The 21,613-nt window shown below is 65.2% G+C and carries 20 protein-coding genes; 4 read left to right on the top strand and 16 right to left on the bottom strand.

The annotated features are described in order from the left end of the window. The 9 genes from AC3ANU_RS05100 to AC3ANU_RS05060 form a co-directional block, all read right to left on the bottom strand. Entirely contained in the window at positions 1-1,794 is a 1,794-nt protein-coding gene (locus tag AC3ANU_RS05100; RefSeq protein WP_488315579.1) for an FAD-dependent oxidoreductase, read from the bottom strand. Beyond that, positions 1,791-2,645, bottom strand: coding sequence for an aldo/keto reductase (locus tag AC3ANU_RS05095; protein WP_488315578.1), 855 nt, complete (start codon positions 2,643-2,645; stop codon positions 1,791-1,793). The genes AC3ANU_RS05100 and AC3ANU_RS05095 overlap by 4 nt, the downstream gene beginning before the upstream one ends. Then, complete coding sequence (locus tag AC3ANU_RS05090; RefSeq protein ID WP_488315577.1) at positions 2,642-3,511, bottom strand: sugar phosphate isomerase/epimerase family protein; 870 nt, start codon at positions 3,509-3,511, stop codon at positions 2,642-2,644. Before AC3ANU_RS05090 ends, AC3ANU_RS05095 begins: the two co-directional genes overlap by 4 nt. Further along, positions 3,508-5,574, bottom strand: coding sequence for an FAD-dependent oxidoreductase (locus AC3ANU_RS05085; RefSeq protein ID WP_488315576.1), 2,067 nt, complete (start codon positions 5,572-5,574; stop codon positions 3,508-3,510). Before AC3ANU_RS05085 ends, AC3ANU_RS05090 begins: the two co-directional genes overlap by 4 nt. Before the next feature lie 8 nt (positions 5,575-5,582). After that, complete coding sequence (locus tag AC3ANU_RS05080) at positions 5,583-6,707, bottom strand: Gfo/Idh/MocA family protein (RefSeq protein WP_488315575.1); 1,125 nt, start codon at positions 6,705-6,707, stop codon at positions 5,583-5,585. Between the two features lie 66 nt (positions 6,708-6,773). Next, positions 6,774-7,514, bottom strand: a complete 741-nt coding sequence (locus AC3ANU_RS05075) for an SDR family NAD(P)-dependent oxidoreductase (protein WP_018770650.1) — start codon at positions 7,512-7,514, stop codon at positions 6,774-6,776. After that, positions 7,511-8,422 carry a shikimate dehydrogenase gene (locus AC3ANU_RS05070; protein ID WP_018770651.1) on the bottom strand — a complete coding sequence of 304 codons (912 nt, stop codon included), beginning with the start codon at positions 8,420-8,422 and terminating at the stop codon, positions 7,511-7,513. The genes AC3ANU_RS05075 and AC3ANU_RS05070 overlap by 4 nt, the downstream gene beginning before the upstream one ends. Beyond that, a complete protein-coding gene (locus tag AC3ANU_RS05065; protein WP_488315574.1) occupies positions 8,419-9,792 on the bottom strand; it encodes an MFS transporter in 1,374 nt (457 codons plus the stop codon). Before AC3ANU_RS05065 ends, AC3ANU_RS05070 begins: the two co-directional genes overlap by 4 nt. Before the next feature lie 131 nt (positions 9,793-9,923). Beyond that, on the bottom strand, positions 9,924-10,826 hold the full coding sequence (locus AC3ANU_RS05060; protein WP_018770653.1) for a LysR family transcriptional regulator: 903 nt from the start codon (positions 10,824-10,826) through the stop codon (positions 9,924-9,926). A 119-nt stretch (positions 10,827-10,945) separates the two neighbouring features. On the opposite strand from AC3ANU_RS05060, the gene AC3ANU_RS05055 reads away from it, so the two are divergent. Beyond that, complete coding sequence (locus AC3ANU_RS05055) at positions 10,946-11,305, top strand: VOC family protein (RefSeq protein ID WP_144600224.1); 360 nt, start codon at positions 10,946-10,948, stop codon at positions 11,303-11,305. Positions 11,306-11,543: 238 nt separating this feature from the next. Here AC3ANU_RS05055 and AC3ANU_RS05050 read toward each other — a convergent pair whose 3' ends face one another. Then, complete coding sequence (locus tag AC3ANU_RS05050) at positions 11,544-11,687, bottom strand: hypothetical protein (RefSeq protein ID WP_155845608.1); 144 nt, start codon at positions 11,685-11,687, stop codon at positions 11,544-11,546. Between the two features lie 208 nt (positions 11,688-11,895). Beyond that, positions 11,896-12,816: a patatin-like phospholipase family protein gene (locus AC3ANU_RS05045; protein WP_488315573.1), complete on the bottom strand. Its 921-nt coding sequence runs from the start codon at positions 12,814-12,816 to the stop codon at positions 11,896-11,898. A 190-nt stretch (positions 12,817-13,006) separates the two neighbouring features. Between AC3ANU_RS05045 and AC3ANU_RS05040 the strand changes: the two genes are divergently transcribed. Further along, on the top strand, positions 13,007-13,486 hold the full coding sequence (locus tag AC3ANU_RS05040; protein ID WP_478222857.1) for a GNAT family N-acetyltransferase: 480 nt from the start codon (positions 13,007-13,009) through the stop codon (positions 13,484-13,486). A gap of 8 nt (positions 13,487-13,494) precedes the next feature. Here AC3ANU_RS05040 and AC3ANU_RS05035 read toward each other — a convergent pair whose 3' ends face one another. Then, positions 13,495-14,520, bottom strand: a complete 1,026-nt coding sequence (locus tag AC3ANU_RS05035) for a LacI family DNA-binding transcriptional regulator (RefSeq protein WP_488315572.1) — start codon at positions 14,518-14,520, stop codon at positions 13,495-13,497. 166 nt (positions 14,521-14,686) lie between these two features. On the opposite strand from AC3ANU_RS05035, the gene AC3ANU_RS05030 reads away from it, so the two are divergent. Continuing rightward, positions 14,687-15,622, top strand: coding sequence for a dihydrodipicolinate synthase family protein (locus AC3ANU_RS05030; protein ID WP_026265982.1), 936 nt, complete (start codon positions 14,687-14,689; stop codon positions 15,620-15,622). 115 nt (positions 15,623-15,737) lie between these two features. Then, positions 15,738-17,135, top strand: coding sequence for an MFS transporter (locus AC3ANU_RS05025; protein WP_018770661.1), 1,398 nt, complete (start codon positions 15,738-15,740; stop codon positions 17,133-17,135). 79 nt (positions 17,136-17,214) lie between these two features. Here AC3ANU_RS05025 and AC3ANU_RS05020 read toward each other — a convergent pair whose 3' ends face one another. The 4 genes from AC3ANU_RS05020 to AC3ANU_RS05005 all read right to left on the bottom strand — a co-directional run bounded on the left by AC3ANU_RS05020 (position 17,215) and on the right by AC3ANU_RS05005 (position 21,595). Further along, entirely contained in the window at positions 17,215-17,697 is a 483-nt protein-coding gene (locus AC3ANU_RS05020) for an SRPBCC family protein (RefSeq protein ID WP_488315571.1), read from the bottom strand. A gap of 179 nt (positions 17,698-17,876) precedes the next feature. After that, entirely contained in the window at positions 17,877-18,932 is a 1,056-nt protein-coding gene (locus tag AC3ANU_RS05015) for a hypothetical protein (protein ID WP_488315570.1), read from the bottom strand. Positions 18,933-18,959: 27 nt separating this feature from the next. Then, positions 18,960-19,838 carry a phosphatidylinositol-specific phospholipase C/glycerophosphodiester phosphodiesterase family protein gene (locus AC3ANU_RS05010; protein ID WP_144600218.1) on the bottom strand — a complete coding sequence of 293 codons (879 nt, stop codon included), beginning with the start codon at positions 19,836-19,838 and terminating at the stop codon, positions 18,960-18,962. Positions 19,839-20,146: 308 nt separating this feature from the next. Then, positions 20,147-21,595 (bottom strand): HNH endonuclease signature motif containing protein, encoded by a 1,449-nt coding sequence (locus AC3ANU_RS05005; protein ID WP_488315569.1) that lies wholly within the window; start codon positions 21,593-21,595, stop codon positions 20,147-20,149. Positions 21,596-21,613 lie beyond the last annotated feature (18 nt).

Genomic DNA, 21,613 nt, shown 5'->3' with positions numbered 1-21,613 from the left:
TCAGCCTGGGTGAACTTGGCTCCCCTGTACTCCCGGTTCGGGGGTGTTGTCGTCTTCATACTCCGTAGCGTCCGCGAGGCGGCGCCCCGCAATGTACCCAAAGGTCAGCGCGGGGCCCAGGTTGATTCCGCCAGCCGGGTAGTGCCCACCCATGACTGAGGCCTGGTCGTTGCCCGCAACGTAAAGGCCGCTGATGGGCTGGCCCTGCGTATCCAGGACCCGTGCGTGATGATCGGCTGCGAGTCCGGCAAAGGTACCGAAGGATCCGGGGACAATTTTCACCGCGTAGAAGGGGCCCTTTTCCAGGGGACGCAGTGAAGGGTTGGGGGTGTTTCCGGGGTCGCCGCCGTACCTGTTGAACTCGGTCTCTCCGCGGTTGAAGTCGGGGTCGATGCCCAGGCGGGCATTGGCGTTGAAGGCTGCCACTGTGGCCGTGAGCCCTTGTGGATCAATCCCGCATGCTGCCGCCAGTTCCTCAAGGGTGTTGCCCTTCTTGAGGTAGCCGGACCGTATGTACGGGAAGAGAGGCACCGGCAGGGGTTTCGCCATGCCCAGGGGGAACTTCCGCACGAACGCGGCATCGGCGATTTGCCACGCCTCTACGGGCTCACCCTCGGGGGTCGCATTGAGCAGGCCTTCAACGTAGTCGTAGTAGCCGTTTGCCTCGTTGACGAACCGCTTGCCATCCCGGCGGACTCCGATGCTGCCCGGCTTGGCACGGTCCATGATGTGCGGAAACGTACCGGTCCGTCCGTTCCGGTACGGGACCAGCGACACCGGGCACCATGCAGCGGGCGACGCGACATCGGTCTCGAAGCGTGCCCCAATGGCCTGGGCCATGGTGATGCCGTCCCCGGTGGTTTCCTTCGGTGCCAGTGTCCAATGCTCCCGGCCCGTGGGGTTCCCGGGGAACAGCGCCTTGCGCCGGGAGATGTCATTGGGGAAGCCGCCTGCGGCCAGGACGACGCCGCGGGAGGCATTGATCTGCAGCTCACCTTGCGGGGAACTTACGACGGCGCCCGTCACCGTGCCGGAACCGTCGGTAAGCAGGTGCTTGGCCGGGGTGGAGACGCGGATTTCCACCCCCAGGTCATCTGCCGACTTCAGCAGGCGCCCGGTGAGGGCCGTGCCGTTGACAAGCTGCATGTTCCGGCGGTGTGTGAGGAGGTCCAGGAGGTGGAAGCCCACCCGCCAACCTGCATGGACGATGCCCCTGATGTTGCCCCGGGAGGCGGAGAGGAACTTGGTCAGGTCAGGACCCGCCATGATCCCCATTCCAAGGAACGAGGTTTCGTAGAGCTGGTGGCGCATCTTGGCGCGCAGCTCTGGCTTGATCCGGCGGGCGTTCATTGGCTTGGGCCCCACTGAGCGGTGGCCGGCGCCCGCGCCCGGGGTGTTGCCGTAGATGTCCTTGATCTTGGTTCCCGGCACGAACTGGAGGCTTGTCTTGTTCTGGAAGAAGCCAACCATGTGCGGGACCGCTTCCAGAAAGGCCTCTACCCGCTCCTCCTGATAATTCCGGCCGAGACAGTGGCGCAGGTACGTACGGAACAGTTCCCGGTCCTCGGCGACGCCGTCGGCCTTGGCCAATGGATTTCCGGGCGTCCAGGCCCACCCACCGGACCATGATGTGGCCCCGCCGCAGACCTCGGCTTTTTCCACCACAATGACCTTTAAGCCGTGGTAGGCAGCCGTGACGGCGGCGGACAGGCCGCCGGCCCCGGAGCCGACCACCAGGACGTCGCAGTCTATCGTCGGCAGGGCAGATGAAGGTGTTGTTGATGATGCAGTCATTTCGGTGCTTTCTTAATGGAAGAAGGTATCGGAGTCCAGGCGCGGCGGCGCGCCGGTCTCCAGGGCGTCGATGGCCTCAAGCTGTTCCGGTGCCAGGGCAAAGCCGAAAACGTCCAGGTTCTCGCGCTGGCGTTGGCCGTCCGCGGACTTCGCACCGCCACCCGGCCGTGCTGGACATGCCAGCGCAGGACAATTTGGGCGGGGGTTTTGCCGAGCTGCCGCGCCGGTCCGGTCACCGCAGGATGGCCGAGGAACTTACCGTTGCGGCCCAACGGGCTGTAGGCGGCAGTGACTATCCCGTGCCGACGGTGCCAGGCCAGTTGCGCCGGCTGGCCGTGCTCGGGGTCCACCTGGACCTGGTTCAGCGGGACGGCAAGGCCTGCGTCCTGAACGAGCCGTAGATGCGCCGGCTTGAAGTTGGAGACGCCCCAGGCCCTGATGGAGCCGTCATTGACAAGTTCCTGCAGTCCTTCGCAGGCTTCGACGAACCTCCCCTGGGTTGGGTTGGGCCAGTGAACCAGGAACAAGTCCAGGTAGTCGACGCGGAGCCGCTTTACAGCCTCGCCGAAGGCATCACGCACTCCGCTGCGGCTGTGCCACCGGCTGTTGAATTTGCTGGTGAGGAAAAGGTCTCCGCGCCCGATACCGCTGCGGCGGATCCCCTCCCCCACCGCTTCTTCGTTGCCGTAGTTCTCGGCCGTATCGATATGCCGGTAGCCGTTGCCGATGGCCTGCTGCACCGCCGCTGCGGCGCCCTCACCAGTCAAGGGCCATGTTCCCAGGCCGACGAGCGGAATGCGCACACCCGGCGTAAGCTCCGCCGTCGTGATCTCGCTTGTGGTGGCGCTCATGTCGCGGCCGCCGCGCGGACAGAGCTGTTCGGCTGCCTGCTGCCGGCCTGCGCCAGCACAGTGTCAACGCCTGCCTTGAGCCTGCGTGCCCAGCCGAGCTCGCCAAATTCCGCCACGCGCCGGTCCGAGGGCACCTCCGCACTGACCGGAAGTCCGGGCGGCACCGCGGCAACCGCCTCCGCAAGGCCGAACCCGCCCTCGCCGGGAATCCCGCGCTCAGACCGCGACTCTAAGACCAGCGCCTCACGGCTGACCGGCTGTGCTGCCGGCCCGTCGCACAACTGCAGGAGCGGCACGAGGTCCGCGTTGGTGCGCAGCTCCTTCCACTGGGCGGCCGCGCCCGGACCGCTGCAGCGGTTGAAATGGAGGGTATCCACCACGATCCCGCAGCCCGCCTGTCGCGCGATGCCAGCTGCATGGGCGATGGAGGCGACCGGCTGGTAGGAGATCGCCTCCAGGGTGGGTGTGATGCCGAAACCTCGACCGTCCTCGGTCATCCGCGCCAGTGTGTCCGTCAGGCGGGTGCTGTCCGGATCGCCGCCGGCCACCGTCAGGGAACTGGCACCGAGTGCCTGGCCGGCTTCCATCATCCGCAGCCACGCGTCGCGCTGGTCGCTTCCGTCAAGAAGCAGGAATTCGATGTCCCGTACGCCGACGCCCGTGTCCTGGATCCGGGCCAGCGTTTCGCGCAGCATCGGTGAACCGGGCTGCAGCTCGTAACGCCGTTCGGACGGCGTTACGGGCCGGACCCGGACGCCGACGAAATCAAAGCCCGCCCGGGCTGCCACGCCAACAAGTTCAGGCGGGGCCGTGTTCAGCAGGGACAGCTGTGCCAGGCCGATGGGCCTGTGCGCATTTCCGGTCATGACGATGCTCCGTTCAGGCTCAATTCGGTGTTTGCGGCGGCGCTGGACGCCAGCAGCCCGGCGATCCTCTGCGCTGCGTCATAGCCGCTCTTGACGGCGTTGGAGGCAATGGCCGGGGCCTGGTCCGCCACGGTCCCGGCCAGCGTCACCGGCACGGTGGCCTGGCGGCCCAGCTCTCCGTCCCGGATCCGCGCCGGGACGGACCCGTCAAGCGGAACCACGGAGCGCGAAACCAGGAGCGGTCCCGGCGCGTCCAGCCACTCCCCCTCGGGAGCCAGGCCCGGACCGCTGATCCGGACCCGGCCGCCGTCGTACTCTTCAATCGTCGAGCCAAGCCGGATCCGTACCCGTGGGTTGGCCTCAAGCCGGGGCACGGCCAGGATCTTGGCCCTCCGCCCGGATTCCGGCGCGATGGCCGCCTGCGGGCCCACCAGGAGCACAGCCGTCCCCCTGTGGGCCAAAGTGTCAGCGACGCTCATGGCGACGGAGTCCGCTCCCCAGATGGTCACGGCATCAGGGACTTCACTGTCTGACGGACCGGCGCCGAGAACCTCCGGGTGCTTGGCGAGCCACTCGCGGACATCCAGAACGTTGGCGGAGTCTGCCCCGGTGAATCCTGCCGCGGGTCGGAGACCCCCCGTTGCCAGCACGACGGCGTCTGCTTCCATGCCGCGGACAAGGTCGTCCAGGCGGCCGGTATTCACGTGGACCCCCAGCCGGACATCGATGCCCAGCCGTGTATTCTCCTCCGCGGACCATTCGGCAAAACGGTGGAAGTCCGGCGTGGACTTCATCCGCTCGGCGAGGGCGAACTGACCGCCCGCGCGGGCGCCGTCGTCGAGGACGGTCACCTGCGCTCCCGCTTCAGCAAGTTCCCGGGCTGCCGTAAGGCCCGCAGGGCCGGCACCCACCACGACAACGCGGGATCCTTCGCGAACGGCAGGTGTGGGAACGGGAACGCGGGAACGTCCCACGGCCGGGTTAACGGTGCAGGTCACCTGGCCGAGCCCCAGGTTGTCGATGCAGACGTTGCAGGCGATGCAGGGACGGTAGCGGCCGCCCTGGAGGACGCCGCCGACGAAAGCCGGGTCGGCGTGGATGGCGCGGGCAAGGCTGACGAAATCGCAGGTTTCCTCCCGGAGTACTTCTTCGATGATGGCCGGGGAGTTCAGGCGCCCCGCCATCCCAAGGGGCAGGCCGAACTGTCGGTACGCCTTGGCGTAGTCAGCGAGGATTCCAGGCTTCCATTCGCCGGATTGCACAATCCATTCGCCGGCTTCATAGCTGCCGGCGGAGAGGTCCAGGAAGTCCAGGTGCTCCAGGCGGGCCCTGGCGATGATGGCCACCTGCTGCTCGGCGGTGATGCCGTCCGCTGGACCTTCAACAACTGACACCCTCATGCCCACAATGGTGTCCGGGACAGCCGCCCGCACTGCATCGATGACCAGGTTCATGAAACGTTCCGGGGCGGCGAATTCATCCGTGCGGTGGTTGGAAATGGGCGACATGAACTGATGGATCAGGTAGCCGTGGGCGCCGTGGATGTTGATGACGTCGAACCCTGCTTGGACCGCCCGGCGGGCGGCGTGGGCGTAGGCTTCCGCCAGTTCGTGGCACTCTTCCACGGTGAGTTCACGCGGAACCTCGCCGCCGGCCACCTCGCACGCCACCGTTGAGGGCGCCACGTTCCGGAGACCGGACACGGCGGCCTGGGCGGTGCGCCCACCATGGTTGAGTTCGACGGCGGCCAGCGCGCCTTCCGCGTGCAGGGCGTCCGTGAGTCTGCGCAAACCCGGGATCATGGCATCACTGTGCAGGCCCAGCTGGTGGGTGCGGCCCTTGCCGTCGGCGCGGACATACGTGGCCTCGGTGGTGACCATCCCCAGCCCGGCCTTGGCGCGGGTCACCAGATAGTCGATGTACTGCTCGGTGATCCGGCCGTCGGCGGTTCCGTAATTGCGTTCCATGGGAGCGGAGGCGAGGCGGTTACGGAGAGTTTTTGGGGTGCGGCCGTTGCGGCCCAGGGTGAGCGGACGGGCGGCGTGGCGTGTGTTGGATTCCATGACGTTCCTTAGCCTGCAACCCGAACACGGGGCAGGGTATCTGACGGCAGTTGGGTGAAGTGGACGGGTTTGCCGGTACGGGACGATTCGTAAACCGCCAGCAGGATCCGCAGGGCCTTCGTGGCGTCCCGGCCTGTGATGGCCGGTTCGCCTCCTTCACGGACGGCCTGGACAAAATCCTTGACCTGGGAGGTGTGGTGGGGGATGAGTTGGCCATTGATCCTTTCCAGGGGAACGTTCCCCTGCATTCCTTCCGGGTAGGCAGGCTCGGTGCTGACCGTCCCGGATACTGCCCACAGGTCCACCCGCCCGTCGCTGCCTTCCGGGAATTCGGTGAGGGACGCGGAGGCACCGGTCTCCCCCGTGATCCTGACCTGCACGCCAAGGCTCGGGGACACCGCCGTCGACGCTTCAAGGGTGGCCATGGCACCGGAGGTGAAGGTAATGACGGCCGTCGCTGAGTCCTCCACTTCGATGTGCCCGCCGTGCTTGTAGGTGGTGATCTTCCCGTAGACCTCTGCCACATCTCCCATGAACCACTGCAGCAGGTCGATGTAATGGATGGCCTGGGTCATCAGGACGCCGCCGCCGTCGTTGGCCCACGTTCCGCGCCAGGCATCCCGGGAGTAGTACTCCGGTTCGCGGTACAACATCACCGAGCATTGGCCCATGATGGGCCGGCCCAGCGTGCCGTCGTCAATCGCTGCACGGATGCGCTGCGCGGCAGGCCAGAACCGGCGTTGGAAGAGGACGCCCAACTTCACACCGGCATCCCCGCAGGCCTTCACCATCCGCTCAGCCGATGCCAGCTCAATGGCGATGGGCTTTTCGCAAAGAACATGGACCCCTGCCGCAGCGGCCTGCAACACCACATCCTCATGGGTGGGGTGCGGCGTGCAGACGGAGATGATATCCAGGCCCAGGTCCAGGAGCTCCCGGACGGTGTTCACTGCCGCCGGGATCCCCCACGCCCCGGCAGTGCCACGCGCACGGTCCAGGTCGATGTCGCAGACCCCGGCGATGGTGACGTGGTCAAGGGCGCGAAAGGCCTCCAGGTGGTTGCGGGAGATTGCGCCGCATCCTGCGATTCCAATCCGGAGAGGGCGGGCGGTGGGAGGTGGTGCGGTGTTCATCGACTGGTGCCGTCTTTCTGGTGCGGTGGGAAAGTGTGTGGGTCCGGGCGGCCGGCTGGTTCCGGCCTAGTAGGTGGCGCGGCCGCCGGACAGGTCGAAAACGAAGCCAGTGGTGTAGGAGGCCGCCGGCGAAATGATGAATTGGATGAGCGAGGCCGCCTCGGCGGGCGTGCCGAACCTGCCCATCGGGATTTTGGCGGCCTGGGCTGCCTGTTGTTCCTGCGGAACTTCGGCGAAGAGCGGGGTTACAACATTGCCCGGGGCGAGGGCGTTGACGGTGACCCCTGACAGCGCAAACTCCTTGGCGAGGGACTTGACCAGGCCCAGGATCCCGGCTTTGCTGGCGGAGTAGGCGGCCATGTTGGCCACGCCTTCCTTGCCGGCTGTCGAGGAAATGTGGAGCAGCCGGCCGTAGCCTGCTTCTGCCATTCGCGGCAGGACGGCCCGGGAGACGATGAACGCCCCGGTCAGGTTGATCCTGATGATGCGTTCGAAGTCTTCCACGGACATGTCCGCCGCAGGGGACACGGGACCCAGGATGCCGGCGCAGTTCACCACCGCGTCGAGCCCTCCCATGTCCTCCGTTGCGGCGGACACGGCCGCAGCAACGGACTTTGGGTTGGTGACGTCCATGGCCAGTGACGAGGTCCCGGCTTCTCCGGGCCAGGTGGCCGAGGGCAGGTCGGCGCCGACCACCGCCGCCCCGGACGCCCGAAGGCATGACGCCGTCGCACGCCCGATGCCGCTGGCTGCCCCGACCACCAGGCAGCGGGACCCGGTGATGGTGGCCGGTGCCTGGCGTGTCATCGGCTAACCGCCCGTCGGAAGTTGGCAAGCATGCGGTCAGCGTCTGCGGGAATCCCGGTGAAGAGTTCGAAGGCGGCGGCTGCCTGGCCAACCACCATGCGGCCGCCGTCAAGTACAGCGCAGCCCTTGCCACGCGCTGCCCTGATCAATTGGGTTTCGAGCGGCCGGTAGACCACGTCCGCCACCCACAGGCCGGGGTGGATGAGGTCCGGATCCACCGGTGTACCGGGGTGGCCTGTCATGCCGATGGGCGTGGAGTTCACCAGCCCGTCGGCCTCCCGGAGGCTTCCGGCGATGGCATCCGTCCCGCTCACTGACAGCTGGCTGCCCGGGAAGTGCCGGGCGAGCCTGGCGGCGAGATCTTCGGCCCTTGCCGGTTCAATATCAGCAATGACCAGGTTCCTGGTTCCGGCGCTGAGCAGCCCGAAGGCCACTGCCGCACCGGCTCCCCCGGCACCGATCTGAACCACCGAGCCGGTCGTTGCGGTCGGAAGGCCGGCCCGGAGACCGCCGATGAAGCCAACGTGGTCCGTGTTGTGGCCCACCGCCCTTCCGTTGTGGAAAGTGACGGTGTTGACGGCACCGAGGATCCGGGCTTCGGGTGAGAGTTCGTCGAGGCCGTCCTGCACCAGTTGTTTGCTCGGATGGGTGATGTTCAGGCCGTCGAATCCGAGGTCTGCTGCGCGCCGCACCAGTGCCGCGGACCGCTCTGCGGGTTCTCCGATGACGTCCAGATCGATGACTCGGTACGTGTAGGAAAGGCCCAGGCTATCGGCTTCCGCTTCATGCAGGGCCGGGGTCAGTGAGCCGCCGATCCCCGATCCGAGCAGTCCGACGACAAACCGGTGGCCGGTATCGGCTTCACGTGGTTGGAATGACCACAGGCCAGGCAGCGCGAGCTGGCTCATGCCTGCACCTTGGCGGTGGCTGCCGCAGGAATGGCGGACGACGCCGGGTGGCGCGCCAGGTCAGACTTCTTGAGTCCCAGCTGGGCAGTTGGAGTCTTGAAGGTCTCGGGTGCCATCAGCGCAGCGACCGCGGAGATGGCACAGGCCACCGCGGCGAAGGTTGCGACCGGCACCCAGTTGGCTTTGTCCCCACCGATCAGCAGCTCGGAAATGACCGGGGCGAATCCGGCCAGGAGCAGTCCGAACATGAGGCTGATGGCCATGCCCGAGTACCGGACCCTGACCGGGAACTGCTCCGGGAAGTAGGCGGGGTAGATGGAGTTGGTGGACGTGTAGGCGACACCGATCAGCAGGATGCCGGTGAGGAAGATCAGCGGGAGGTTCGCGGCGGAGAGGGCCATGAAGAACACGTAGATCATGCCGATCTGCAGCAGCAGCCCGGAGACGAAGACGGGTTTGCGGCCGATCCGGTCCGACAGCATGCCTGCCAGCGGACCCATGGCGACGGCGGCAAGGTTCGCGACGGCGATCACCGTCAGCATGAGTCCCTTTTCCACGCCGACCACCGAGGTGGCGTAGGAGAGGGCGAAGACGTTGATGATGGTGTTGATGATGGTGAACAGCGACATTGCCGTGACGCGGATGACGGTTGCCCAGTGATGCCGGAACAGCGTAACAAGCGGTACCTTGACCACTGCGTCGTGCTCTTTGACTTCCTCGAAGACGGCAGGCTCTTCGAGGAGGCGGCGGAGGATAAAGGCGATGACTGTGACTACTGCGCTGGCGAGGAAGGGGATGCGCCAGCCCCAGGAGAACAGCTGGTCTTCGGGCATGGATGCCACCGGAATAAAGACAAGGGTGGAAAGCACGATGCCGAACATGATGCCGCTCATCGTCCAGCTGGTGTAGAAGGCGCGCTTCCCGTCAGGGGCGTGCTCAAGGGTCAGTGAGCTTGATCCGGGTGATTCGCCGCCCGCCGAAAGTCCCTGCACAAGGCGAAGAACCACGATGAGGATGGGCGCTGCCATCCCGATTTGGCTATAGGTAGGCAGGCAGCCGATGAGGAAGGTCGAGGTACCCATTAGCAGCAGGGTCAGGAGCAGGACCCGCTTGCGGCCGAACTTGTCGCCGAGGTGCCCGCAGACCACTGCTCCGAGCGGGCGGGCGATGTAGGCGACGCCCACCGTTGCAAAGGACAGCAGCATGGCGGAGGGACCGGGCGCGAAGAACAGCTTGCCGAAGATCAGCGCTGCCGCGGAGCCGAAGATGAAAAAGTCGTAGTACTCAAGTGCGCTGCCCACGAAGCCGGATACGGCCGCGATTTTCGCGTTGTTTTTGGGGCGTGCTGGAGCCGATGTCGACACTGACATGGAGTTCCCTTTCTTGTGGTTCGCCGCTTGATGCGGCTGCTCCATCCAGTGTGGCTGTCATCACTTAGCTAGTCCACGACTAAAATGATCTATCACTATGCTGCTATTCCACTAAGTGGAGTTAGGTGCCGTCAGCGGGGAATCTCCGGAAAGATCTCCTCGACAACTCCGAGCACAGCGGCCAGGACGGCTGAATCGTTCTCCGCCGACCACGCGATGGCATGGTTCATGAAATGCGGCGGGTCATCCAGGGCCACGTATGTGGCTCCGGAGGGAATGATGCCCGCTATCCCGCTGCTCATCAGGGTGACCCCCACACCGGCGGCGACGAAGGTCAACACCATGTAGGGGTCTGACAACTCCTGGACGATGCGGGGACGGAATCCCGCCGCCTGGCAGGCCGCGAGCATCACGTCGGTCATTGACGATGAGCCATCCAGCGGCGGGGAAATGAAGTCGTCGGTTGCCAGTGACTTCAATGGGATGGACTGTTCCTGGGCCAGCGGATGGTCCAAAGGAAGTACCGCGCCGACTTCCTCACTGGCAACCAGCCTGGTCATCACCGACGCTGGCGGGGATTCGGGAAGGCCAACGAAAGCAAGGTCGAGAGCGCCCTTCGCGACGCTGGCCAGTCCATCAGCCGTTCGGACCCGGCTGGTGAGGTCCATCTTGATGTCGGGATAGCGACGCCGGACGGCGCGGGTGAGCGGCGGAAGAGTGAGATGGTTTACGGCACCTGAGAATCCAATCCTGATGTTGCCACGGACGCCCGCCTCCTCGGTCTGGGCCGCCTCCCGGGCAAGGCGCATTTCGTGGAGCACACGGTACGCCCGCGGCAGCAGGGCATACCCTGCCGGTGTGAGGGCTACGCTTCTGGTGTTGCGTTCAAAGAGACGCGTCCCCAGGTCCGCCTCCAGCTTCCGGATGGTCTGGCTCAGCGGCGACTGCGAAGTGTGCAGGCGCTGTGCGGCACGGCCGAAATGCAGTTCTTCGGCAACCGCAACAAATGCTTCCAGCCAGCGGATCTCTGTCATATCTTCAGAATTTACTCTTTCGTGCCTATTACCGTGGGCGCGCAGCTTTCGCAGACACCGGCGCTCCCCCATGCGCAGGAACCTGGCCGGTCCCCAAGGACCGGGTTTAGGCTGGGCGGATGTTGACCATCGGAACCATCGTCCTCGGCGTCAACGACGTTGCCGCCGCCACCAACTTCTGGAACGCCGCCATCGGCTACGTCCCGCGGGAACCTGGCGACGACACGTGGGTGACCCTCGTGCCGGCGTCGGGCCCTGGCGCGGAACTGTCCCTCCAGCTCAGCGAAACGCCCGTCCAGGACCACCCGCGGATCCACCTGGACCTCTACGCGGATGACCAGGCTGCGGAGGTTGACCGGTTGGTCTCGCTGGGCGCCCAGCGGGTGGACTGGGACCTGTACCCGGATGACCCGGACTTCGTGGTCCTGGAGGATCCGGACGGGAACCGGTTCTGCGTCATCGACAAAAGCCCGCGATAGCGCCGTCACCGGAAACAAGCCCGCCGCCGGCACCACTACTTCCCGCGCGACACTGTCAACGCCGGCTACCTGCGGGAGAGCGGCAAAAACACCTTCTGGCGCGGCGTCACCATCGGAGGACTGGCAGTCAGGCAGGAAGGACGACGGCGGGTGGGCACCCGCCGTCGTCCTTCCTGCTTTGATCCCGGCCGTCAGCAGCGGGCGGCCGGGCTAGGAGTTCCGGCCGCCCGCGCGCCTGTCAGCGCTGGTTCTTGCGCGGCTTCACGATGTTGAGTATGCCGCTTTCATGTTTCGCTTTTTTGTCGGCCCGTTTTTCAAGAATCGACTTGCCGACCTTTTTGGCAGCGGAGCCCCTGGGAGATTTTCCGGACATCGGAATCACGCCTTTCCTTGCTTGCGATACCCGCCACCCTACGCCGTTTTATTTATTTATCCAGCCCTCCCAAAATCGCCCCACGCAGCCGCCTCCACCTGCCCTGCGGCGGGGTCTGGTCATTTTCGGAGCGGAGTACAAAAACATTAAATTGATGATTCTGCTGATTTGGGCATGGCGCCGAAATTTCCGAAATTGCCGCAGGAAAACCACCCACTCAACGCCAGAATTCAGTGAGCTGCGGGGCCAGCTTTTCACCGTGGCTGAACCCAGCCCGGGCCGCGGCCGGACGAAGTGACAGATCCATGGCGTTGGCGCCAAACATGTGCTCGGAACCGCTGTCCGAGAAGACCGTTTCCACCCTGCTCCCACCTGCAGTCAGCTCCGCCATCTGCGCGGTGAGCTGCATGCCCCATTCGAGCGGCATCCGGGTCCTGCCGCCAAAGGGCGAAAGCACCAGGACGCGCCCGTGCCCCGCGGCAAGGTCGGCGTTCTCGTTGCGCCGGTAGCCGCCGTCGATATAGCGCCTGTCCCCGATCCCGTAGGCGAACCCGCTGGCACAGCTGGCGGCGACGGCGTCCACCAGGTCCACGCCGCTGTTGCGGTCGAAGACGGCCGGTTCGCCGGTGCGGGCATCGACCGCCGTAATGAGCAGCCTGTGCTGCGGCCACTCCCGGATTGGCAGCCGGCTGGCGACGGTTTCGCGCCACCGCCCGGTGGCGTCATGCGCGGAAGCGAGGTCCAGCGCCAGCGCGCCCATCCTGCGGCGCATGTCGGCTGGATCTGCAGCTGAGGCGATGATCCGGTCAGTCCGCTCGAGGTGGTCGGACACCGGCCTGGCGGGACTCACCCCAGCAGCTGCTCCGGCCGGAGCCGTTCGTTGCTGCGGCGCAGCGTCAAGGACGGCCGCATAGAGTTCGGCGGGAGGGGCGCCGGCGATCTGGGCTGCAGCTGTTGACCCGGCGGAGGTGCCGATGACCAGCTCGGCGCCGGCCACGTCCAAACCGGCATCGGCCAGCCCGGCGAGGACGCCGATCAGCCATGCATTTCCTGTTGAGCCGCCGCCGCCAAGGACCAGTGCCCGCCCGGAAGACACCGCAAAGGTGCCGTGCGGGGTTAAAGAAGGTGTTGAGTTCATGGGAGTCGCCCTTCGCGAATTGCCTGATTCGGCGCTCCCGGTGGCGACTAGTTCAGCCGCTCGATCGTGGACTGCGGGGAGCACCCATTGCGGATACAGCATTCATGGGTCTCACCTCCTGCGGCCTGGTCACGATCATGGGAATCTTGGCACACCTGCGGGGCCGGGCGCAACGGGTAAATTTGTAGCGATGATTTTGATTGAGCGGGACAGCCCCGCGCGTGATGACGTCCGTCTGCTCCTGAGCGAGCACCTGGCGGACATGTTCGCCACCTCGCCCGCTGAAAGCGTCCACGCGCTGGACCATTCCGCGCTGTCCGCGCCGTCCATCTCGTTCTGGACCGCACGCGAGGACGGCGCGCTGCTGGGGTGCGGCGCCCTCAAACTTTTGCCCTCCCCCGCCGGCGCCGCAAGGCACGGCGAGATCAAGTCGATGCGCACCACGGCAACGGCGCGGGGACGGGGTGTGGCCACCCTCATGATTCGGCATATCCTTGAGGACGCCCGTGCCCGGAACCTTGGGCACGTCTTCCTGGAGACCGGAACAGAGGATTACTTCGCGCCCGCACGGCGTCTCTACGCCCGGCACGGGTTCACCGAGTGCCCGCCCTTCGCCGACTATGTCCTGGACCCCAACAGCGTGTTCATGGAGCTGAGGCTCCAGGCGTAGACGCCCCCTTACCGCGGAAAGTGTTTGGGGGCGCCGCTGGATTCGCGGGGAATGAGCGTTGGAAGGGATTTCCGTATGCGCGGTTCCTTTCCGGGATTCATAATGAGGTCGATCGCGGTGGCGGCGATCTGGTCCAGGGGTACCCGCACGGACGTCAGGGGCGTGGAGAGCCTGGCAGCCAGGGGGATGTCGTTATAGCCCACGAGGGCCAGGTCTTTCCCTATCTCGATCCGGTGATGGTGCGCCGCGGCAATGACCCCCATGGCAATGTTGTCATTGGCTGCGAATATGGCTGTGGGTCGGTTTCCCGCAGTGTGTCCAAGCAGGGTTTCACCTGCCGAATATCCATTCTCGATGCCGTATCCGGCTGCGATCAGCCATTCTTCGCGCGGCTGTATCCCTGCTTCGCCCAGTGCTTTCCGGGCTCCTGCCAGGCGTGCGGTTCCGGTTGATGTGAAGGCGGGACCGGTAACAACAGCAATGTCACGGTGACCGAGGTCGATGAGGTGGCGTACGGCGAGGTATCCACCAATCTCGTCGTCTCCGAGCGCGGAGGGGCTGATACCGTCGGTGCGCAGCACCAGCGCATGGGCTACCCGGCGCTCACGCAGCCGCCGGGGGAGTTCGTCATCGAGGCGTGCCGTGGCGAGAATCAACCCGTCGACGTTTCTGTCCAGGAGTGTTTCGGCTGCGCGTCGTTCATCCTCAGGGTCATCCCCACTGGTAGCGACCATGGCGAAGTAGCCGCGGGAAGAGGCGGCCTTTTCGAGTTCTTCGAACATCAGGGCCATGACGGTGTCGCTCAGGCGGGGGACCAAGACACCCAACGTCCGGGTCTCGCCGCGGCGAAGACTTGAGGCGAAGGAGTTCCGCCGATAGCCGAGCTCCTCAGCGATTTTCCGGACGTGTATTGCGGCCGCTGAACGGGACGGGGTGCGTTCATCCAGGGCCCGGCTGGCCGTGGAGATGCTGACGCCACTGGCAGCTGCGACGTCCTTCAGGGTAACGATCTCAGCCGGTAAGGCCCGTTCCATCGCGGTTCTCCTCTTCAGCAAGGGTGTAACAGACACTCTATTCCTCCAACTTGCAAACGTTCCCTTGACAGTGAGCTGCGACACGTGCAAACTTGAAAACGTTCCTGCAAACGTTCCCATACTAGCGGAACTGCCAACTATCAAAGAAGAGAAGAAGGTAGCTGTAATGACACTCGATCTCCGCGGACTCAGCCCCGCACCTGTCACCCCGTTCACCGAAGATGGCGCTGTCGACTTCGCTGCGATCCAGCGTCTGGGTTCGTGGCTCGGATCGATTGAGGGCGTGAAGAGTCTCGTCGTCTTGGGCCACGCCGGCGAAGGCACGTTCCTTACCGAAGAGGAGCAGCTGGACGTCATCCGCGCGTTCGTGGCGTCCACCGACGGCCGCATTCCGGTCGTGGCGGGCATCACGAAGGAGGGCAACAAGACCGCGGCCCTCGAGGCCAGGAAGGCCGTCGAGGCCGGCGCGTCAGCTGGTCTCGTCTACCCCTCGCACGGGTGGCTGCGCTTCGGATACCAGAAGGGTGCCCCGCAGTCGCGCTACCAGGAGATCTACGAAGAGTCCGGCCTGCCGCTGATCCTCTTCCAGTACCCCGACAACACCAAGGCGACCTACGACCTCGACACCCAGCTGGAGATCGCCGGCCAGGAGGGCGTCTTTGCCACGAAGAACGGTGTCCGCAACATGCGCCGGTGGTACACCGAGATTCCCGCACTGCGCGCCGCGTACCCCGAGCTGCAGGTGCTGTCCTGCCATGACGAGTACCTGCTCCCGACAATGTTCGATGTCGACGGTCTGCTCGTCGGCTACGGCAACATCGCCCCCGAACTGCTCGTCGAACTGATCGAGGCCGGCAAGGCGCAGGACTACAAGCGTGCCCACGCCATTCATGAGCGGCTGCTGCCAGTGACCAAGAACGTTTACCACCGCGGCTCCCACATGGAGGGCACCGTCGCCTTGAAGTGGGGCCTGGTGAACCGCGGTATCCTCGAGCACGCAACAGTGCGCACCCCGCTCCTGCCCCTGCCGGAAGGCGCCGAGACCGAAATTGCGGAAGCCTTCGCCGCCGCAAACATCGGCAAGGTCACCGCCACTGTCTGATCCACGGATCCTGAGGATGGCGGGGACAACTCCCGCCATCCTCCCCTAGGCTTTTGCCATCTCCACTCTTGGTCAATGAGGACCCCAGCACCGCGCTGGAGAAGGAGGACTCGCAATGCGCGAGCCGAACAACACCACCACCATGGCTGGCGGCCCCAACGCCGCCCGGATAAATGCAGAGCTCGTAGCCCGTCTCGAAAGGCTTCCGCTCACCCGGCGCCTGACCCTGATCCGCGTGATCATCGGGTCCGCCACGTTCTTCGACGCCTACACCGTCCTGGCCATCGCCTTCGCCATGCCGCAGCTGTCCACGGAATGGCACCTGACGGCCGGGGAGATCGGGATGATCCTGTCAGCCGGATACGTCGGCCAGATCTTCGGCTCACTCTTCTTTGGCCAGCTGGCCGAAAGGATCGGCAGGCTTCCCGTCCTGCTCATCACCATCCTGCTCTTCGTCTCCATGGACGTCGCCTGCCTGTTCGCGTGGGGCGCCGCGTCGATGATCGTCTTCCGCTTCATCCAGGGCATTGGAACCGGTGGTGAGGTCCCGGTGGCCAGCGCCTACATCAACGAATTCGTTGGAGCGAAAAAGCGCGGCAGGTTCTTCCTCCTCTACGAGGTCATCTTCCCCGTGGGCCTCATGTTCGCCGGCATCGCCGGGTACTTCCTGGTCCCGGTGGTGGGCTGGAAGGCGATGTTTATCGTCGGCATCGTCCCCGCCCTGCTCACCATTCCCATGCGCTGGCTGATGCCCGAATCCCCCCGCTGGCTCGCCTCCCGGGGACACGTCAACAAGGCAGACATGGTTGTCACCATGCTGGAAAATGAAGCCCGAAAAGCAGGCCACGCCCTTTCCGAGCCCGTTGTGCGCCCCGTGGACCCGAAAGCGACCGCCCGGACCGACTGGCGCGAACTCTTCTCAGGCATCTACCGCAAACGCACGCTCATGATCTGGATGCTTTGGATCTGCGTCTACATGGTCAACAACGGCCTTATCACCTGGCTCCCAACGCTCTATAAGCAGACCTTCAACCTCCCGCTTCAGGCCAGCCTTGCCTACGGCTGGGTGACATCGGCAGTAGGCGTCGTGGCGTCCATCCTGTGCGCGCTCCTCATCGACCGCGTGGGCCGCAAGCGCTGGTACTCATGGGCATTCCTCGCCGCTACGGTCCCGCTGGTAGTGCTCACCGCCCTCGGCGCCGTCTCCGCCACGCAGGTTGTGGTGTTCGCCAGCATCGCCTACGCCATCCTCCAGACCATCTCGTTTTCCCTCTACCTCTACTCGGCCGAGCTCTACCCGACGCGTCTCCGCGCCATCGGCACCGGATTCGGAAGTGCCTGGCTTCGGGCAGGCTCCGCGATCGGGCCCATCCTGGTCGGCTGGATCGTGGACAATTACGGGGTCAGCTACGTCTTCACGGTCTTCGCCGCAGTCGCGCTCATCGGTGGACTGGTCACCATCTTCTTTGCCATCGAAACCAAGGGCCGGGTCCTCGAGGAACTCTCGCCCTGACCCGCACCACAACCACAAAAACAAGGAAACGTACGACGCCGGGTGGGCACCCGCCGTCGTACGTTTCTGTTTGCCAGGTCTACAACTGGCCGGTGGGGCCGCTGTCCTTGACTTCGCCACGCCAGCCTCCGGTTTCGGTGCCGCGCGATTCAACGAAGTCCTTGAACTTGCGCATGTCCGCCTTGACCTGCATGTTGTCGATCTTCAGCGCCGCGCCTGCCTTTTCGGTGACGGTTTCCGGGGCCCATTCGAAATGGACTTTGACCTTGGTGTGAGTAGCGTCCAGCGGCGTGAACCTGACGATACCGGCATGCGACTTGCCGTCGACGCTGCGCCAGGCGATCCGGTCATCGGGCTCCTGGTCGACAATTTCAGTGTCGAACTCCCGCCTGACGCCACCCACCTTGGTAACCCAGTGGTTGGTGGTGTCCGTCAGCTGGGTTATCGATTCCACTCCGGACATGAACCGCGGAAAGGATTCGAACTGGGTCCACTGGTTGTAAGCGGTACCCACCGGGACGGCGACTTCAACGGTCTCTTCAACCTCTTCGAAGTGTTCCATCTGCTTCCTCCTTATGACGGACGGCCGCAGCGACAGACCGGCAGCACTGGCCTTCCTGCCAGTCAGGCAGCCGCCACCCCAGCACGATAAGTCCGGCAGCTATCTGTGTCCAGAGCCTTGGAATTCCCAAGCGGACGACGGCGGGTGGGCGCCCGACGTCGTCCGCTTCCGGTTGGTGCCTACCCGCTGAAGGCGACCTTTTCCCAACTCAGGACGTCCTCACCCGTGGCGCTGTTGCCGGCCACAGTGAAGCGCACATAGTCCACGGCGTTGTTGGCGCCGTCCACGGTGATGCGCCGCAGGTTGTCCGCTGGGGCCGAGCCGTAGATGCCCAGCCACGGCGATCCCGCGGCGAGGGGCTGGTTCTCCGCGAAGACGTGGCTGTCACCGTTGATGAGGTAGACCGGTGCGTCGAAGTGGTTGGTTTCCTCGACGATCGCCTGCACGATCCCGCGGAAGCCGGAGACGGTTTCGGGACTGGCGGTGGCGTCGGCCAGGAGGGAAGGGTCGAACATGTCGGCCTGCTGCATGAGCACCACCGAGCGCTCATTGCTGCGCCTGGCGTCGGCGAAGGTCTGGTGGATCTGGGTGATGACGGCGTCCGTCCGGTGCTCCACCTCCGCCAGCTGCTCCGGGGTGGGTTCTGTCTTGCCCAGGCCCGTCCACGGCAGGAGGGAGTTGTTGCTGCCCTGGACGTTCAGGACGGAGAAGGCCACCCGGTTCTTGGTGAAGCGGACGTCCTCGGGCAGGCCCAGGTTCGCCTGGGACTTCACCGGCATGGTGGCGCCGAGTGTCTTGCCGGGCTGGTTGAAGAAGACCTCCCGCAGTTTGTTCAGGCGTTCCAGCGGGTTGTAGGCGCCGTTGTTGGCGCGGTGGCAGTCCACCCATTCGTTGTCGCCAGGCGTGTAGACCAGCGGGTGGGTGAAGGTGTCGAACTGGGAGCGGATGTAGGAGAAGTACCCGTCGGAGCAGACGGAGGAGCCGTTCTTGATGTCGCCCACGTGTGCTACAAACTTCAGGTCCTTGTCGGCGTTGAGGTCCTGGATGCGGGACGGGAACTTGGCGATCTCGGTTGCGCCGTAGGGGATGTCGCCGATCGCGGCGAAGGTGAAGGCCTGGTTGTTGTCGCTGCTGCTGTCCGCAGCCTGTATTCCGGCGAATGCGGGCTGGGACGCAAGGAGGCCAAGCGCCAGGGTGAGTGCCGCCGTCGTAATTTTCAAAGTCTTTGTGGGCATGTGATTGCTCCTGTTTCTGCTAAATGCCTAGGCGCCGCGGGCGGTGAGGAACTGCTGGAGGCCGGCGAGGTCGTCGGTGTTGATGTGGTCCACGCCGGCGTCGGCCAGTTCGGTCCAGACGGCGTCGCGGGCGGCGCCGGGCTGGTCCGGGGTGGCCCAGAAGCGGACGCGGTAGCCGTTGGCGTGGGCCGTGGCAACGAAGGCGCGCAGCTTGGTCCGCTCGGATTCGGGCATGGGGCCCACGCCCTGCCAGGTGAAGAGCTTGGTCCAGTTGTCGCTGACCAGGGGCATCAGGGCGGCGGGGAGGCCTGAGGCGAGGTCCGTAGAGCGGCCGTCGTAGAAGCTGAAGCGCTGGGTCTGTGCCTGCATGGTGGCCAGTGGGCGGTTGCCGCTGATGACGGCGGTCACCGGGCCGGTCTTGACGTTGCCGTTGGTGTAGCGGCTCATGATGCCGCGGTGCTCGGACAGTTCCTGTTCGACGGCGGCGTAGGTGGCCTCGCCTTCGCTCTTGATGTCGATCAGGAGTTGGAGGCTGCCGTCCCACTGGGGGTAGACGCTGTGGCCGGGCTGGCTGCGGACCAGGTCCTGGAGCGGGTCGAGGTAGAGGCTCTCGAGCGTGACGCCCTGCTTGGCGTCGGCGAGGTCGTGGGCCACCCGCAGTTCGCCGTCCACAAGCCACACGTCCGCCTCGACGCTGGTGAAGCCGTGCTCCAAGGCGTCGAACAGGGGCCGGTCATGCTCGTAATCATTGTGGGCGTGTGTCCCGGCAAGCGGCTGGCCGACGACGACGGGAGCCGGCCTGGGTGCCTCAGCCGGGGCTTGAGTCTGCGCCTGGGCGGGGGCTACGGCTGTCCCGGCAAGGGAAGCGAGGATGGCGACGGTGGCGAGGGTGCTTTTCACGAACACGGAGTACTCCTGGTGCGTCGGGGATGTCTGCCCGGCCGGGGTGTGACGGGCGGAAGGGTGCCCGAACAGCTTGCTGTGCCTGCTGGAACGGTTTGGAGCGCTTTGGTTGATGGTGGGTAAACGGAAGGGAACAACAGGCCGGTCCCTACAGGACCGGCAGCCTGCTTCCAAGACCGGCAAGGATGTCTACTTCACTTCCAAGACCGGCACGGATGATTGCTCCACGTGGCGCCGCGGTTGAACGCGGTCCTGGCTGTGCCGGGGCGCACATCAACGGAGCACGCCGACGGGGAGCATGAATACCCCGGCTATGACGCAGCCAGATAATCCACGCATACTGCTTCCAAGAGGCTGCCTTCTCCGGGCAGGAAGCCCGGCGGCCACAGTGGCGGTTCCCGGTCCGGTTGTTCGGCGTTGTATTGGCGCCCGGTGGGCGAGATCCAGCCGGGTGGTTCGTTCCTGGCGGCTGGTCCGGGGCTCCAGCCCGTTCGGTGCTTGAGCCTGTGGTGCTTGGGGCACAGCTGACCCAAGTTGCTGATTCCGGTAGTTCCGCCATGTTCCCAGGCCGTGAGGTGGTCTGATTCATTATCCGGGCTGGCGTTGCTGCAGCCGGGAAAAGTGCATTTTCCATCGCGCATCCGCAACCACCGCTTCAGTGATTCCGGGAGGCGGTAGCTGGTCCGGCTGATTTCCAGCGGTGCCCCGTCCCGGGGATCCACGAGGACCCGGTAGAACGAGCCGGCACCTTCCGTGACGAGCCTTCGGGCCATCGACGCCGGGATGGGTCCGTAACCGTCAAGCTCTGCGGGCTCGTCCGCGGTTCCGAGGAGTGAAAACACCGGCACGGTGACCAGCACGTCGGCTTTAAGGGAGGGCGCCGCGCCAACTGCCTGGGCTGGATTGCCCAACAGCAACCCCGCAGCCACATCCGCCCTGAGCTGGGCAAGCGTCCGCGGTTCATCCGGGCCCTGCAGGCCGCGGGCCATGGCGGACATCCTGTTCCAGACCGCGCATGCCGTGTCCGCCCGCATGTACAGCGAGACCCATGCCATTCCGTCCCGGTCCAGGGAGTACTCCATCCGCCGGTCCCCTGCGCACTTCGCGTGCCTCGAATCCAGGGACTCCGGGTGATGCCGTTCCCGCCAGGAACGGACTTTCCGACGAAACCGGGCCGGCACCAATTCGCCAGCAGCGGCTCCCCTGGCCGCGTTCGGTGCCTCCGGGTCAAGGAAGTGAGCTTCCAATGAAGCGGCCGCAGCGGGGTTGAGGCCAGAGGTTTCGTCCACAAGGATCCGTGCGTGCTGCCAGGAAATGCTTCCGTCCTGGAGCGCATCCAGCGTCGACGGCAAAGAGCTGGTCAGCGCCTGGGCTTCCCCCAAAAGTGCAGACGCGGCACGTTCACCGATGGTGAGGAAGCAGGCAACCTCTGCCACCATGCTCATTTCCCGCGCCGACGATTCATAGGCACTTTGCGCCGGCCCTTCCAACGCATCTGACGCCTCTGCGTAACCGGCCAGCAATTGGACCTTCGCCGCGGCTGTGGCAGCTTCGATCCGGGCCACCACCGCCAGGCCGTCCAGGCAGGACTCGGAAAGTTCCCGCAGAGGATCATGGCCAGCCAGGCCGTCTCCACGAGCCGGCGCTTCCGAGGAACGGGCAAGGACTCCGGCCAACTCGTCCACCAGTCCGGCCAGGGAGGTGACAGCAGCCGGCAACCCGGCCCTGCGTCCCGCGTCCACAACCGCTCCGGTTTCCATACCCAAATGCTGTCACTG

The sequence above is a fragment of the Arthrobacter sp. SDR-2R genome (genome assembly GCF_057747955.1).
Note: the sequence above shows the minus strand (reverse complement) of the source record. Positions and strands in the feature narration are given on the sequence as shown.

Bases quoted from the DNA above. Each gene is read 5' to 3' on its own strand.
- AC3ANU_RS05070 (WP_018770651.1), bottom strand. From the start codon at position 8,422: ATGAGCCAGCTCGCGCTGCCTGGCCTGTGGTCATTCCAACCACGTGAA.
- AC3ANU_RS05090 (WP_488315577.1), bottom strand. From the start codon at position 3,511: ATGACCGGAAATGCGCACAGGCCCATCGGCCTGGCACAGCTGTCCCTG.
- AC3ANU_RS05040 (WP_478222857.1), top strand. From the start codon at position 13,007: ATGATTTTGATTGAGCGGGACAGCCCCGCGCGTGATGACGTCCGTCTG.
- AC3ANU_RS05080 (WP_488315575.1), bottom strand. From the start codon at position 6,707: ATGAACACCGCACCACCTCCCACCGCCCGCCCTCTCCGGATTGGAATC.
- AC3ANU_RS05025 (WP_018770661.1), top strand. From the start codon at position 15,738: ATGCGCGAGCCGAACAACACCACCACCATGGCTGGCGGCCCCAACGCC.
- AC3ANU_RS05020 (WP_488315571.1), bottom strand. From the start codon at position 17,697: ATGGAACACTTCGAAGAGGTTGAAGAGACCGTTGAAGTCGCCGTCCCG.
- AC3ANU_RS05100 (WP_488315579.1), bottom strand. From the start codon at position 1,794: ATGACTGCATCATCAACAACACCTTCATCTGCCCTGCCGACGATAGAC.
- AC3ANU_RS05075 (WP_018770650.1), bottom strand. From the start codon at position 7,514: ATGACACGCCAGGCACCGGCCACCATCACCGGGTCCCGCTGCCTGGTG.
- AC3ANU_RS05065 (WP_488315574.1), bottom strand. From the start codon at position 9,792: ATGTCAGTGTCGACATCGGCTCCAGCACGCCCCAAAAACAACGCGAAA.
- AC3ANU_RS05005 (WP_488315569.1), bottom strand. From the start codon at position 21,595: ATGGAAACCGGAGCGGTTGTGGACGCGGGACGCAGGGCCGGGTTGCCG.
- AC3ANU_RS05055 (WP_144600224.1), top strand. From the start codon at position 10,946: ATGTTGACCATCGGAACCATCGTCCTCGGCGTCAACGACGTTGCCGCC.
- AC3ANU_RS05015 (WP_488315570.1), bottom strand. From the start codon at position 18,932: ATGCCCACAAAGACTTTGAAAATTACGACGGCGGCACTCACCCTGGCG.
- AC3ANU_RS05045 (WP_488315573.1), bottom strand. From the start codon at position 12,816: ATGAACTCAACACCTTCTTTAACCCCGCACGGCACCTTTGCGGTGTCT.
- AC3ANU_RS05035 (WP_488315572.1), bottom strand. From the start codon at position 14,520: ATGGAACGGGCCTTACCGGCTGAGATCGTTACCCTGAAGGACGTCGCA.
- AC3ANU_RS05095 (WP_488315578.1), bottom strand. From the start codon at position 2,645: ATGAGCGCCACCACAAGCGAGATCACGACGGCGGAGCTTACGCCGGGT.
- AC3ANU_RS05060 (WP_018770653.1), bottom strand. From the start codon at position 10,826: ATGACAGAGATCCGCTGGCTGGAAGCATTTGTTGCGGTTGCCGAAGAA.
- AC3ANU_RS05030 (WP_026265982.1), top strand. From the start codon at position 14,687: ATGACACTCGATCTCCGCGGACTCAGCCCCGCACCTGTCACCCCGTTC.
- AC3ANU_RS05085 (WP_488315576.1), bottom strand. From the start codon at position 5,574: ATGGAATCCAACACACGCCACGCCGCCCGTCCGCTCACCCTGGGCCGC.